Here is a 13,470-nt window from a genome sequence, read left to right as displayed (position 1 = left end):
GTGACTCCTCGGGTCGTGGTCCGGGCGCGCACGGCAGAGGGCCGGCCGCACCATCATGGCGCGGCCGGCCCAAACCGGTGGCGGGACTCAGCCCTGTGTCGCGTCGGAGTCCAGCACGAGGTTCGCGGTCTGCTCCTCGCCCCCGCTCGTCCAGGTGACGCTCACCGAGTCGCCGGGGCGGTAGGAGCGGATGGTCGCAACGAGGGAGTCGGCCCCGGTGATGCGGTGGTCGTCGACCTTGGTGATCACGCTGCCCGAGCCCAGGCCCGCCTTCTCGGCGGCCGAGCCGGAGGTCACCTCGCGCACGACGGCGCCTGCCGCGTCGCCCGTCTGCGCGTCGCCGACCTGGATGCCGAGCCGCGCGTGCGTCGGGGTCTCGCCCGAGGCCATCTGGTCCACGATCGGCATCACCTCGTCGATGGGGATCGCGAACCCGAGGCCGATCGAGCCCGACGCGGACTGGCCGCCGTCGGGTGACTGCGACGCCGCGGTGCGGATCGAGGAGTTGATGCCGATCACCGCACCGGTCAGGTCGACCAGCGGGCCGCCGGAGTTGCCGGGGTTGATGGCCGCGTCGGTCTGGATCGCGGGGTACGTCGTGGAGTTGCCCTGGTCGTCGGAGCCGACGTTGACCGGACGGTCGAGGGCGCTGACGATGCCGCTGGTGACGGTCGCGTCGAGGCCGAAAGGCGACCCGATGGCGACGACGCCCTCGCCGACGCCGAGGTTGGCGGACTTGCCGATCGTGGCCGGGGTGAGGTCGGAGACCCCCTCGGCCTTGATGACGGCGGTGTCGGTGAGCGGGTCGGTGCCGAGGACCTCGGCCTTGGCGCTCGTGCCGTCGTCGAAGGACACGGTGAGGCTGCCGGCCTCGGCGCCCTCCACCACGTGGTTGTTGGTCAGGATCGTGCCGTCGGCGGTGAGGATGATGCCGGAGCCCGACGCGCCCCCCTGGGCCGTGGTCACGTCGATCTTGACGACGCTGGGCAGCACCTTCTGGGCCACCGACTCCACGGACCCGTCGGCCGCGGGGGCCTGGGACTGCGACGACACCGGCGACGCCGACAACGGGCTCGCCTGCGACGAGCCGCCCGAGCCGTCCTGGGTCGCGTCCCACCAGGCAGCACCGCCGATGCCGGCCCCTCCGCCGACCAGCAGGGAGGTGGCGACGACGGCGGCGGCCAGACCCGTCCGGCCCCGGCCCTTGCGCTCGCGGGGCGGCGCGTGGGTGGGCTGCTGGAGCGGGAGCCCGGGGTAGGTGGGCTGCACGGGCTGGGTGGGGTGCGAGTCCGCCCCGGTCCACCCGGAGGAGGCACGCTGGTACGGGTTGTCGTCGGCGGGCCGCGGGTGCTGGGGGTTCTGGGGGCCGCCGTGCTGGGGGGTCTGTCCGTCGCTCATGTCTTCGACAGTGCGCCGTGACCCTGTGGATGCCCTGAGAACGTGCTGTAAAGGTGCAGAGACCTGAGATCAGCGTGGCAGGTCAGGCAGCGCGAGCCACTCGGCCCACGTGAGGTCACGACCGACGTAGCGCGGGCGCGCGAGCGGCCAGTCCGCGGCGATCCAGCGCGGGACGAGCTCGTCGAGCGCCACCTCGAGCTCGGTGCCCACGCACTCGTCCACCACCCACCACGAGATCTCCGCGTCGGCGCCCGGCTTCTCCGGCGGGTCGATGTAGACGCAGCCGAGCAGCGCCGTCTCGTCGGTGTCGAGGAGCGCGTAGTTGAACGACTCGTGCGTCTCCATCTCCGCCGCGTGGCGGGCCAGGTCGGCACGGTCGGCCTCGTGCGTCATGTCGGCGGGTGGCCACCCCCACGCCTCGCCGTAGATGCTCCACAGCCGATCGCGCGAGCCCATGACGGCGACCATGTCGAGGTCGGTGTCCTCGGCGCGGATCGGTCGCAGGTGGTGTCCGTACGGGACCTCGACCCGGGTCGGGTGGCGGAAGTCGGCGGGTAGCCATGACTCGGCCGGCGTGGCGGGCGTGCTGGTGGGAGGTGTCGACATGGGGTGTCCTCTCAGGTGGTCGTCGGGTGGTCATCGTGCCGGTGCCTGGTCGGCGGCGAGCCGGCGGAGCGCCGCTATGCCGCGGCTGGTGTTGGACTTCACTGTGCCGGTCGAGCAGCCGAGGACGGCGGCGGTCTCGGCGACGTCGAGCTGCTCGTAGTAGCGGAGGGCGACGGCGGCGCGCTGCTGGGGCGGGAGTGCCAGGACCAGGTCCCAGAGCCGTCCCGACGGGTCGGCGGGCGGACGAGGACCGACGTCGCGGACGGTCTCCGGGAGGTCGTCGGAGGCGACCTCGTCGCGTCGCCACGGCTGGCGCTGCCAGCTGACGTACTGGCGGGTGATGGTGCGCCGGACGTAGGCGTCGGCCGCGGCCCGCTCGCGCAGGCCCTCCCAGCGGGGGAGGACCCGGACCAGGGAGTCCTGGAGCAGGTCCTCCGCGCTGTGCGGGTCGCCGGCGACGGCGCGCGCCCAGCGGAGCAGCGCGGGTCGTCGCGCGGCGACGTACGACGCGAAGTCGGGCGCGGTCCCCACCTCGTCGTGCACGACGGGCGCCATGTCAGACGCGGCGGGCCGAGCGCAGGAGCGCGACGGAGACGATGACGAGCCAGATCGGTCCGGTCATGCCCGCCATGTACTGCACGGGGCTGACGAGGAACAGCGTGGTGATGCCGCCGAGCACGAGGCTGGTCCAGCCGAGCCAGCGGGCGAAGGCGCCCTGCCTGAACGCTGCGCTGGCCATGGCGAGGGCGGTGAGCCCGATGCCGCCCCAGAGCCACGGGATGGTGCCGATCCAGTGGCCGAAGAAGACGACCGTCTCGGGGACGAGGACGTTGTCCGGGTCGGCGAGCCCGAAGGCGAACTCGGTGGTCAGGCCGGCCCCCAGCAGCTGGGCGACGCAGACCATCACCAGCCCGATCGCCGCCACTCCCGGCACGATGCTGTCGGCGTGCGTACGTCGCTGCAGGTGGCGGTGCAGGCCTGCCGCGAAGACGACCAGAAGGGCGCAGGAGACCATCGTCGCGGTGTGGAAGGTCAGGATCTGCGGCACGAGCTCCGCGGTGGCCTCGGTGATCGCCTCGGCGTCGCCACTGGTGGCCGGGTCGTAGACGGCGTCGACCATGCCGCTGGCGACGACGGAGGCGATCCCGGCGAGGCCGGCGCCGAGGCCCGCGAGCACCCACCCGCGGCCGGGTGGCCGCGTTGGTGCGCCGGTGCTGGCGTCGCGGTGCGGACCGGACGCGGTGGACGGGTCGAGCGTGGTGCTCATCTGCGGCTCCTCAGGGTGTGGGCACGGGTGCGTGCCGTGCCTCCACCCTCGGCGCCGTACGACGTCTCGACCACGGACAGCCGCAGGTGTACGAGCGGTGTACGGGGTGCGGCCGGGTCAGCCCGCGGCCGCGCCGGGCTCGCGCAGCATCGCGGCGGCCTGGGCGCCGGTGAACCCGCGCCCGGTGTCGAGGGCGTCGTCGTAGCGGTCGGCGCCGAGGTGCGACCGGGCGTCGTCGGCGGCGGCGGTGATGGTGGCGGGGTCAGGCCGGTAGTAGCCGTAGCCCTGCGCTCCCTGGACCTCGCGGATCGCCTGGGCGGCGCCGAGCAGCAGCGGCACCCGCGCGTGCTGGTCGGAGGCCGCGGCGAGGACCGCTCCCGCGTCGAGCAGGTAGGCGAGGTTGGCCTGGTCGCCGGTCTCGAGCGACAGCCGGGTGCTCTCCTCGAGGTGGCGGCGGGCGGCGTCGTGGTCGCCGCGCCCGAGCTCGACCTGGAAGAGGTTGTAGAGCGCGATGTAGGACGACAACCGGTCCTCTCGGCTCCGCGCCGAGGCCAGTCCGGCCTCGATCAGCCGCACCGCCTCGTCGGCGTCACCCTCGAGGAGGGCCACGGTGCCCAGCCAGACGTGCGCCAGTCCCCAGGTCCACTGGACCTCGGGGCCGCCGACCTGGGCATGGTGCCTGGCCGCCTCGAAACGGTCGCGGGCCAGGGCGAGGTCGCCGTCGACGAGTGCCACCAGGCCCTCGCCCGCAACGGCGTTGGAGAGGATCGCCGGGTCGTCGCCGGCGTGCTCGTGGGAGCGTGCCCACCATCCGGCGGCCGCGGGGACGTCGTCCATGGCGAAGGCCATCGTGGCGGCAGCGAGTGCGGCGCGGGCATGCACGTCGTCGGGCAGGTCCGCGGCGCGGTGGAGGGCGCTCTCCGCGAACCGCCGGCCGTGGTCGTGGTCGCCGCGCAGCCACCAGTAGAGCCACAGCTCCCACGCCATCCGGGCCGGGGTCTCGATGTCACCGGCCGCCAGCGAGCGCTCGGCGGCCGCGGTGAGGTTGGCGTGCTCGAGATCGATGCGGTTGAGCGCCGCGACCTGGCCGCCGTCGCGATAGCTCGAGTGATTGGTCTCGGCAACCGTGAGGTAGTGAGCCGCATGGGCCCGCGCGGCGTCCTCCCACTCGTCCGCCTCGCGCAGCAGGTCGCGGGCGTACTGCGCGACCGGCTCCAGCATCCGCAGCCGGCCCGACCCCTCGGCGAGGACCAGGGAGTGCTCGACCAGCTCCTCGAGGCTGGTGACGACCTCGTCCTCGGCGATCCCGACCCGGGCGGCGATCGCCTCGAGGTCGGCCAGGGTGGTGCCGCCGACGAAGACACCCATCAGCCGCAGCAGCCTGCGTGCCGGTGCGTCGAGCAGTCCCTGGCTCCAGTCCAGGGTGGCGCGCATCGTGCGCTGGCGGGGCGGGAGGTCGCGCGGACCCGCCTGCAGCGCCGTGTCGAGCCGCTGGAGGAGCGACGCAGGGTCGAGCAACCGCGCCCGGGCGGCAGCGAGCTCGAGGGCGAGGGGCAGCCCGGCGAGGCGCTCGCAGGTGGCGCCGACGGCCGCGGCGTCGGCCGGGTCGGCGCCCCAGCCGGGGTTGACCCGCTGCGCGCGATCGAGCAGCAGCCGTGCCGCGGGGGAGGGCGTTCCGTCCGGGTGGTCGTCCACCTCGAGCGGCTCCACGGCGTACTCCGTCTCGCCGCGCACGCGCAGCGGCGCGCGGCTGGTGGCCAGGACGGACAGGTCGGGCACGGCCTCGACGATCGCGGCGACGTCCGGCGCGGCGTCGAGGAGGTGCTCGACGTTGTCCAGGACGAGGAGCAGGTGCTGGCCGCGCAGCCGGTCGACGATGTCGTCGGTGACGGACCGCGCGGGGTCGCGGGTGGCGGCCACGGCGTCGGCGACCGCCGGGAGCAGCTGGCCCGGCTCGAGGAGCGGCGCGAGCTCGACCAGGCGTACGCCGTCCGCGTAGCGGTCGCGGACCGACGCCGCTGCGGCCAGGGACAGGCGGGTCTTGCCCACGCCGCCGGGGCCGCTGAGGGTGACGAGGCGGCTCGTGCGAAGGAGGTCGGCGACGCGGCCGACGTCGTCGTCGCGACCGATGAGCGGCGTGGCCGGGACAGGCAGGTCGCGCGAGCCGGAGGTGCCGTCCGCCGCCGAGGTCGGCGCGGGGTGGCGCGGTGACCTCGGCGGGACCGCGGCCAGCAGCGCGGCGCGCTGGTCCTCGCCCAGGTCGAGCGCGGCCGCCAGCGAGCGCAGCGTGTGAGGGTAGGGCCGGGTCCGGGTGCCGCGCTCCAGCGCGCTGATCGCGTGCGGGCTCAGCCCCGCGCGCTCGGCCAGCTCCTCCTGCGAGAGACCGGCGTCCTCCCGTAGCCCGCGCAGCACCGAGCCGAGAGTGCCGTCCCCACGTGTCCCCACGTCACCTCCGTGACCGCCCGTCGTCCCACGCCCCCGAGTGCTCGGGAGTGTAGTGACATCCGCGGCTCCGGATGAAGCATCGAGAGTGGTGGTGCGGGTCGGGACGCACGAACGCCCTGAACGCCGCGAGGGCCATGCGGCGAAGCCGCATGGCCCTCGGTGGTGTGAGCGCCGCAGCACGGCGCAGCCGCGCAAGGTGACACCCGTTGGTGCTGAGGCTCAGCTCCAGCGCTCGGAGGCAGCGGTGAAGGTGAGCTCGCGGTCGCCGGTGTAGATCTGCTTGGGACGGGCGATCTTCTGGTCCTTGTCCTGCACCAGCTCCGACCACTGCGCCAGCCAGCCCGGGGTGCGGCCGATGGCGAACAGCACGGTGAACATCTCCGGCGGGAACTGGAAGGCCTCGTAGATCAGGCCCGAGTAGAAGTCCACGTTGGGGTAGAGCTTGCGCTTGACGAAGTACTCGTCCTCCAGCGCGATCTTCTCCAGCTCCAGCGCGATGTCGAGGAGCGGGTTGGTGCCGGTGACCTCGAAGACGTCCTCGGCGGACTTCTTGATGATCTTGGCGCGCGGGTCGTAGTTCTTGTAGACCCGGTGGCCGAAGCCCATCAGGCGCTCGTTGCCGTCCTTCACGCCGTCGATGAAGGCGGGGATGTTCTCCTTGCTGCCGATGCGCTTGAGCATCCGCAGCACGGCCTCGTTGGCGCCACCGTGCAGCGGGCCGTAGAGCGCGCCGACGCCGGCCGAGACGGCCGAGTAGGGGTCGACCTGCGAGGAGCCGACCGAGCGGACCGCGTTGGTCGAGCAGTTCTGCTCGTGGTCGGCGTGGAGGATGAAGAGCACGTCGAGGGCCTTGACCAGGCGCTCGTCGGCCTCGAACTTCGACTCGCTCATCTTGAACAGCATCGAGAGGAAGTTGGCGGTGTAGCCGAGGTCGTTGTCGGGGTAGACGTAGGGCTTGCCCTGCGCGTGCCGGAACGACCAGGCGCCGAGGGTCGGCATCTTCGCGATCATGCGGACGATCTGCATGTGGCGGTTGTCCGCGTCGCTGATGTTGCGGGCGTCGGGGTAGAACGTCGACAGCGCGCCGACCGAGGCCATCAGCATGCCCATCGGGTGGGCGTCATAGCGGAAGCCCTGCATGAAGGTCTTCACGTTCTCGTGCACGAACGTGTGGTAGGTGATCTCGTGCACCCAGGCGTCGTACTGCTCCTTGGTGGGCAGGTCGCCGTGGATGAGGAGATAGGCCACCTCGAGGAAGTTGGACTTCTCCGCGAGCTGCTCGATCGGGTACCCGCGGTACTCGAGGATGCCCTTGTCTCCGTCGATGAAGGTGACGGCCGAGCGGCACGACGCGGTGTTGACGAACCCGGGGTCGTAGGTCGCGAGACCGGGCTGCTCCTCATCGAGGCGGATCTGCCCGAGATCCTTGGCTGCGATCGTGTTGTCGGTGATCGCGATGTCGTACTTCTGACCAGTCCGGTTGTCGGTGACAGTCAGGGAATCCTTGGCCGCAACGTCGGTCACGTCGGCTCCTGTTCATACGTATTTGTACGTCTGTGGGGTCCCCTCAACCTAGTCCGCCGTCTGCGAGGACCGCGAATCAGGTGTCCAGCAGTGGGACGGGCGCCGGAGCTCCTCGAGGTCAGCGTCCCGCGACGCGGTGCGCGACGCGGGCGATGCGGCTGGTGCGTCGCAGACCGTCGTCCTCGCGGCGGTCCGCGGCGCGGTAGAGGCCGTACAGCGCGTGCACGCCGGCCCACCGGAACGGCTCCGGCTCCCACCTCCGGACCCGGTGACCGGTCCATGGCAGGCGGGTCAGGTCGGTGTCGTGGCCGAGCACCAGGTCGCGCAGCGTGCGGCCGGCCAGGTTGGTCGCGGTGAGCCCCGAGCCGACGTAGCCGCCGGCGTGCCCGAGGCCGGTCGCCGGGTCGTACGAGACGCTGGCGCTCCAGTCGCGCGGCACGCCCAGGACGCCGCACCAGGCGTGGTCGAGCCCGATGCCGGCCAGCGACGGGAACAGGCTCGTCAGCGTCGAGCGCAGCGACTCGACGGTCCGGTCCTGGGTGCGGCCGTCGACGTCGGTGCGCGAGCCGAACCGGTAGGGGATGCCCCGCCCGCCCATCGCGATGCGGCCGTCGGCGGTGCGCTGGGCGTAGCAGTAGGCGTGCGCCTCGTCGCCGAGCAGCTCCTCGCCGGCCCACCCGATCTCGCCCCACTGCGCGTCGGTGAGCGGCGCGGTCACGACGATCGCGGAGTTCATCGGCAGCCAGTCGCGGCGGTGCCCGGCGAGCCCGGCGGTGAAGCCCTCCAGGCAGCGCAGCACCACGGGCGCCCGCAACGTGCCGCGGTCGGTCACCACCGCGCCGGGGGAGACCGACGTGACCCGGGTGCCCTCGTGGATGCGTATGCCGCGCTCCCGCACGACGCGGGCGACGCCCGACACCAGCCGGGCCGGCTGCACGCGGGCGCAGTCGGGGTCGAAGTGCCCGGACACGGCTCCGGCCACCCGGACCCGGTCGGCCACCTGCCCGGCGGTGAGCTCCCCGTCGAGCCGCTGCCGCTGGGCCTCCGAGCGGGCGACGGTGAGGACGCCGCTGCGCACGATGTCGGCCTCGATGCCCTCCCGGGCGGCCACCCCGACGACCTCGTCGACCGTGGCGCGCAGCGCGTCCCTGAGGCGCCGGACGCCGTCCTCGCCCGCCACGGCGGCGTACGTCCGCGCGCTCCCGGCGAGCTCGCTCGACAGCCAGCCGCCGTTGCGCCCGGACGCGCCGAAGCCGKCGAACTCCGCCTCGACGACCCGGACGTCGAGGGTCGGGTCGGCCTCCGCGAGGTAGTACGCCGTCCAGAGACCGGTGAGCCCCCCGCCCACGATCGCGACGTCGCAGGACGTGTCACCCTGGAGCCGGTCGGTGGGGGAGGGCAGCCCGACCTGCTGCCACCAGAAGGACACGCCGCCGTTGCGCACGCCGCCATTGTGCTCGCGCGTCCCCGCTCCGGCAGCCCGCTCGCCGTTTTGACCCCCCTCGCGCGTGCGCCGTAGTCTTGCTGGTCGCGACTCCTGCCGCGCCTGCTCCCTTCGGGGACGGGTGCAGATCCGGACGTCATCCCTCCGCTGAGCCAGTTCTCGGGGTGGGAGCGATCCGGGCCGTGTTCGTCAGAAGCCGCAGCAGCACCAGTCGGCCCTCGTCCGAGGGCCGGGACCAACGAACCAGAACGGGATACCGCCGTGCGCACGTACAGCCCCAAGCCCGCTGACATCCAGCGTGAGTGGCACGTCATCGACGCCACCGACGTGGTCCTGGGCCGCCTCGCCGTCCAGACCGCCAACCTCCTCCGCGGCAAGCACAAGCCGACCTTCGCCCCCCACATGGACATGGGCGACTTCGTGATCATCGTGAACGCGTCGAAGGTGTCGCTCTCCGGGACGAAGAAGACCACCAAGATGGCCTACCGTCACTCCGGCTTCCCGGGCGGCCTCTCGGCCACCCCCTTCGGTGAGCTCCTCGAGAAGGACGCCCGCAAGGCCATCGAGGGCGCCGTGTGGGGCATGCTCCCGAAGAACAAGCTCGGTCGACAGGTGCTGAAGAAGCTCAAGGTCTACTCCGGCCCCGACCACCCGCACCTGGCCCAGCAGGCCACTCCCTTCGAGATCGCGCAGATCTCCCAGTGACTGAGGACGCACAGATGACTGAGAACACCACCCTGGACTCGGGCGAGGTCGAGGAGACCTTCGAGACCGGCGCCGACGGCGTGAGCTACACGTCCGAGAGCGACGCCTCCGCCGACACCCCGGCCCGTCCGGCCACCATCGCCCCCGGCGCGGCCACTGGCCGTCGCAAGGAGGCCGTCGCCCGTGTGCGCATCGTGCCCGGCACCGGCGAGTGGACCATCAACGGCCGCTCGATGGACAGCTACTTCCCGAACAAGCTGCACCAGCAGATCGCCAACGAGCCGTTCGTCGAGCTGCAGCTCGAGGGTCGCTTCGACGTGATCGCCCGCATCCACGGCGGCGGCATCGCCGGCCAGGCCGGCGCCCTGCGCCTCGGCGTGGCGCGCTCCCTCAACGGGATCGACACCGACGCCAACCGCCCGGCGCTCAAGAAGGCCGGTCTGCTGACCCGCGACGCCCGCGTCGTGGAGCGCAAGAAGGCCGGACTGAAGAAGGCCCGCAAGGCCTCGCAGTTCAGCAAGCGCTGATCCAGCCTGCACCTCGAGGCCCGCACCGTCGTCCGACGGTGCGGGCCTCGTCGCACGTCCGGCCTCGTTTCTGCACCGGACGCGGGCGACCCGTAGGCTCCCGGGCCATGACGCGACTCTTCGGCACCGACGGCGTCCGGGGCCTGGCCAACGCCGACCTGACGGCGGAGCTCGCCCTCGACCTCTCGGTCTGCGCCGCCCACGTCCTGGCCGATCGCGGCGAGTTCGCCGGGCACCGACCCCTCGCCGTCGTGGGCCGCGACACCCGCATCTCGGGCCAGTTCCTCGAGGCCGCGGTCGTCGCGGGCCTCGCGTCGGCCGGTGTCGACGTGCTCCTGCTCGGCGTGCTGCCGACGCCGGGTGTGGCCTACATGACCGACAGGCTGGGCGCCGACCTCGGCGTGATGCTGTCGGCGTCCCACAACCCCATGCCCGACAACGGCATCAAGTTCCTCGCCCGCGGCGGGCACAAGCTCGACGACGCGATCGAGGTCGCGATCGAGCGGCGGATGGGCGAGCCGTGGGAGCGGCCCACCGGTGGCAGTGTCGGCCGGGTGAGCACCTACGAGACCGCGGTCGAGGAGTACGCCGCCCACCTCGAGGGCACGATCAGCCACCCGCTGGTGGGGCTCAAGGTCGTCCTCGACTGCGCCGAGGGCGCCGCTCACGCCGCGGGTCCGCGTGCGCTCGAGGACGCCGGCGCGACCGTGATCGCGATCCACGCCGACCCCGACGGCCTCAACATCAACGACGACTGCGGGTCCACGCACCTCGGTGACCTGCAGAAGGCCGTCGTCGAGCACGGCGCCCACGCCGGCTTCGCGCTCGACGGCGACGCGGACCGCTGCCTGGCCGTCGACGCCGACGGCAACGTCGTCGACGGCGACCAGCTCCTCGCGATCCTGTCGCTCTCGCTGCTCGAGCAGGGCCGGTTGGCGAAGGACACCGTCGTCGCCACCGTGATGAGCAACCTCGGCTTCGTGCATGCCATGCGCGCCGGTGGTGTCGGCGTGCGCCAGACCAAGGTCGGCGACCGCTACGTCCTCGAGGCGATGAAGGTCTCCGGCTACAACCTCGGCGGCGAGCAGTCCGGCCACGTCATCCTCAGCGACCACGCCACCACCGGCGACGGCATCCTGACCACGCTCCACGTCATGGAGCGGATGGCCACCACCGGCCGGTCGCTGGCCGACCTCGCCTCGGTGATGTCCCGGCTCCCGCAGGTCCTGCTCAACGTGTCGGGCGTCGACAAGTCGCGCGCCGACGAGGACGCCGTGCTGGCCGCGGCCGTCGCGGAGGAGGAGGCCGTGCTCGGGGAGCGCGGTCGCATCCTGCTGCGCCCGTCCGGCACCGAGCCGATCGTGCGCGTGATGGTCGAGGCGCCCACCGAGGACGAGGCCGAGGGCGTCGCGTCGCGGCTCGCCGACGTCGTACGCCGCCAGCTCTCACTTCCGTGACCACCGATCCACGGCCGGGCCCCGAGGAGCACGAGCCGGAGCACCGCGGGTGGCTCTCGCTCGGCGACGTGGCCTTCGGGATCGGGATCGGGCTGGCGCTCGCCGTCGTGCTGGCCGTCCTGACGCCCGGCACGCGCGCCCACCTGTTGGGCGGCACCGACCAGCGGGAGACGACGGTCGTCTCCGTGCACGAGGGTCCGCGACCCGGGGATGACGACCGGACCTTKACCTCCTACGAGCTGCGCTGGTCCGAGGGCGACGACGTGCGGACCGCGACGTTCCGTCGATCGGGCCCGAAGGAGCGCGAGGTCGGTGACACGTGGACGCTGTGGGTCTCGCCGGACGGCTCGTCGGTGGAGGCGAGCTCGCCGCTCTCCACCTGGCTCTGGCTCGGGATCGGCATGCCCGCCTTCGTCCTCGTGATCGGCGCCCTCGTGCGCTGGCGGGGGCGCGTGATGGCGAGAGCGTCCATCCGCGAGGCCGACCGTATCGAAGCGGCCCGCCGACGGCGGGCCTCGCGCTCCTAGGCCTCCCGCAGGTCGGCGAGCACCCCGGCGGCGCGCCGCACCGCTGTCGCCCGCTCGGGCGCGGTGGACGCGAGCACCCGTCCAGCCTCGTGCAGCGAGGCGATCTCCTCGTCGAGAAGTGCGAGCTCGTCGGCGTCGCTGAGCACCCGGCGCTCCGCCTCGGCGGCGCCCGCCCCGACCGGCGCCTGCTCGATCGCGCCGGCGCGGGCAGCGGTCGGCACCGCCTCGGCGTTCTCGAGCGCGGACAGCGCCGTCCGCAGGGTCGACACGGTCTCGGCGTCCCTGGCCTTGCGGGCCTCGAGAAGCGCCGCGCGCAGCCGGGTGCGGAGCGGTGAGTCGGTGGTCATGCCCCGACCCTCCCGCAGCAGCGTCGTCCTACGCACCCTGTTATCGGCGTGCAGGTCGACCTCCCGGGCCACTACCGTCACGGCGTGGGCGTCGACATCGAGCAGTTCAACCCGCACAACCAGGCGGCCCTGCGCGCGTGGTGGGAGGTCGGGCATGCCGCCACCGCCGACCGGCCCGGCAAGCCGTGGCCGCTGTGGGAGCAGAGCCGGGTCGCGCTGCCCACCCCGAACCCCGAGCGCGGCGTCACCCTGGTGGCCGCGATCGACGGCCGCGAGATGGTCGGCGCGGGGCTGGTCGTCCGCACGCTGAAGGAGAACCTGCACACCGCCATGGGCTTCGCCTACGTCCGGCCCGACCGCACCCGCGAGGGCATCGGCCGCCGGCTGGTGGAGGAGGTCGAGGTGATCGCCGCGGGCGACGGTCGTACGACGATCCAGAGCGAGGCCTACCTCCCGCCGGGCGGGTCCGGCACCGGGCCCGAGCTCTTCGCGCGGGTCATGGGCTACGAGGTGGCGAGCCGGGAGTCCATCAAGGAGCTGACCCTCGCCGACTTCGTGGCTCGCCGCGACGCGCTGGCCGCATCGGCCCCGGTCCCGGAGGGCTACCGCGTCATCACCTTCGACACCGTGTGCCCGGAGGAGCACCTGGCGTCGTTCGGGCGCCTGCTGGGCATGCTGATGTCGGAGGTGCCGCTCGGCGAGCTCGACCTCCAGGCGTCCGAGTGGACCCTCGAGCGCATCCGCGAGGCCGAGCAGCGGCAGGTGTCCGTGGGGCGGCACCTGCTGACGGCGATGGCCATCGCGCCGGACGGCTCCGTGGCCGGCGTGTCCGACCTGCGCGTCGACGACAGCGACCCGGCCCACGGCCAGATCGGCATCACGATCGTCGACCCCGCGCACCGGGGCAGGCGCCTCGGGCTGGTGCTCAAGACCGCGACCCACGACCTCGCGGTCGCGAGCTGGCCCGGGCTGCTCTCGGTCGACACCTCCAACGCCGAGGTCAACGCCCAGATGAACGCCGTCAACGAGGCGCTGGGCTACCGCACCATCGAGACGCTGCTGGAGCTGCAGAAGAAGCTGTGACCAGCGGGCGTCGTCAGTCGTACGGCGACACTCGCCGCCTGACGTCATGGCGGGTGGCTGTCCTGACGACCGCCGGCCATGACGTCCAACGACAGCGTCATGGAAGGTGGCTGCTCGGAGGACCGTGCGCCATGACGTCC

At 72.8% G+C, this 13,470-nt stretch carries 13 protein-coding genes; 5 read left to right on the top strand and 8 right to left on the bottom strand.

The features are described 5' to 3' along the window. Positions 1–87: 87 nt before the first annotated feature. The 7 genes from AC1DP1_RS14245 to AC1DP1_RS14215 form a co-directional block, all read right to left on the bottom strand. Complete coding sequence (locus AC1DP1_RS14245) at positions 88–1,398, bottom strand: S1C family serine protease (protein WP_477507382.1); 1,311 nt, start codon at positions 1,396–1,398, stop codon at positions 88–90. 69 nt (positions 1,399–1,467) lie between these two features. After that, positions 1,468–2,004, bottom strand: a complete 537-nt coding sequence (locus AC1DP1_RS14240; RefSeq protein ID WP_477507381.1) for a GNAT family N-acetyltransferase — start codon at positions 2,002–2,004, stop codon at positions 1,468–1,470. Positions 2,005–2,034: 30 nt separating this feature from the next. Further along, complete coding sequence (locus AC1DP1_RS14235) at positions 2,035–2,547, bottom strand: SigE family RNA polymerase sigma factor (protein WP_477507380.1); 513 nt, start codon at positions 2,545–2,547, stop codon at positions 2,035–2,037. Between the two features lie 13 nt (positions 2,548–2,560). Further along, a complete protein-coding gene (locus tag AC1DP1_RS14230) occupies positions 2,561–3,271 on the bottom strand; it encodes a hypothetical protein (RefSeq protein ID WP_477507379.1) in 711 nt (236 codons plus the stop codon). 117 nt (positions 3,272–3,388) lie between these two features. Further along, on the bottom strand, positions 3,389–5,716 hold the full coding sequence (locus tag AC1DP1_RS14225; RefSeq protein WP_477507378.1) for an ATP-binding protein: 2,328 nt from the start codon (positions 5,714–5,716) through the stop codon (positions 3,389–3,391). A 219-nt stretch (positions 5,717–5,935) separates the two neighbouring features. Then, the gene (locus AC1DP1_RS14220) at positions 5,936–7,240 is read right to left on the bottom strand and encodes a citrate synthase (RefSeq protein ID WP_477507377.1); all 1,305 of its coding nucleotides are present in this window, start codon (positions 7,238–7,240) and stop codon (positions 5,936–5,938) included. A gap of 118 nt (positions 7,241–7,358) precedes the next feature. Beyond that, complete coding sequence (locus AC1DP1_RS14215) at positions 7,359–8,684, bottom strand: NAD(P)/FAD-dependent oxidoreductase (RefSeq protein WP_477507376.1); 1,326 nt, start codon at positions 8,682–8,684, stop codon at positions 7,359–7,361. A 261-nt stretch (positions 8,685–8,945) separates the two neighbouring features. On the opposite strand from AC1DP1_RS14215, the gene rplM reads away from it, so the two are divergent. The 4 genes from rplM (at position 8,946) to AC1DP1_RS14195 (ending at position 11,900) form a co-directional block, all read left to right on the top strand. Further along, positions 8,946–9,389: a 50S ribosomal protein L13 gene (rplM, locus tag AC1DP1_RS14210; protein ID WP_477507375.1), complete on the top strand. Its 444-nt coding sequence runs from the start codon at positions 8,946–8,948 to the stop codon at positions 9,387–9,389. A 14-nt stretch (positions 9,390–9,403) separates the two neighbouring features. Next, positions 9,404–9,916 carry a 30S ribosomal protein S9 gene (rpsI, locus tag AC1DP1_RS14205; RefSeq protein WP_191194681.1) on the top strand — a complete coding sequence of 171 codons (513 nt, stop codon included), beginning with the start codon at positions 9,404–9,406 and terminating at the stop codon, positions 9,914–9,916. Between the two features lie 107 nt (positions 9,917–10,023). Then, positions 10,024–11,373: a phosphoglucosamine mutase gene (gene glmM, locus AC1DP1_RS14200; RefSeq protein WP_477507374.1), complete on the top strand. Its 1,350-nt coding sequence runs from the start codon at positions 10,024–10,026 to the stop codon at positions 11,371–11,373. Next, positions 11,370–11,900, top strand: a complete 531-nt coding sequence (locus tag AC1DP1_RS14195) for a hypothetical protein (RefSeq protein WP_477507373.1) — start codon at positions 11,370–11,372, stop codon at positions 11,898–11,900. Before glmM ends, AC1DP1_RS14195 begins: the two co-directional genes overlap by 4 nt. Here the strand turns inward: AC1DP1_RS14195 and AC1DP1_RS14190 are convergent. Continuing rightward, positions 11,897–12,247: a GatB/YqeY domain-containing protein gene (locus tag AC1DP1_RS14190; protein WP_477507372.1), complete on the bottom strand. Its 351-nt coding sequence runs from the start codon at positions 12,245–12,247 to the stop codon at positions 11,897–11,899. The genes AC1DP1_RS14195 and AC1DP1_RS14190 overlap by 4 nt on opposite strands. An 84-nt stretch (positions 12,248–12,331) precedes the next feature. Here AC1DP1_RS14190 and AC1DP1_RS14185 point away from each other — a divergent pair, with 84 nt between their 5' ends. After that, positions 12,332–13,330: a GNAT family N-acetyltransferase gene (locus AC1DP1_RS14185; protein WP_477507371.1), complete on the top strand. Its 999-nt coding sequence runs from the start codon at positions 12,332–12,334 to the stop codon at positions 13,328–13,330. Positions 13,331–13,470 lie beyond the last annotated feature (140 nt).

This window comes from Nocardioides sp. P4_G10 (genome assembly GCF_056401175.1).
The sequence above is the reverse complement of the archived record's forward strand: the minus strand, read 5'-3'. Positions and strand labels throughout refer to the sequence as shown.

What these genes read in the sequence shown, in the direction of transcription:
- AC1DP1_RS14245 (WP_477507382.1), bottom strand. Translation starts at nt 1,398, where the DNA reads ATGAGCGACGGACAGACCCCCCAGCACGGCGGCCCCCAGAACCCCCAG.
- AC1DP1_RS14240 (WP_477507381.1), bottom strand. Translation starts at nt 2,004, where the DNA reads ATGTCGACACCTCCCACCAGCACGCCCGCCACGCCGGCCGAGTCATGG.
- AC1DP1_RS14230 (WP_477507379.1), bottom strand. Translation starts at nt 3,271, where the DNA reads ATGAGCACCACGCTCGACCCGTCCACCGCGTCCGGTCCGCACCGCGAC.
- rpsI (WP_191194681.1), top strand. Translation starts at nt 9,404, where the DNA reads ATGACTGAGAACACCACCCTGGACTCGGGCGAGGTCGAGGAGACCTTC.
- glmM (WP_477507374.1), top strand. Translation starts at nt 10,024, where the DNA reads ATGACGCGACTCTTCGGCACCGACGGCGTCCGGGGCCTGGCCAACGCC.
- AC1DP1_RS14190 (WP_477507372.1), bottom strand. Translation starts at nt 12,247, where the DNA reads ATGACCACCGACTCACCGCTCCGCACCCGGCTGCGCGCGGCGCTTCTC.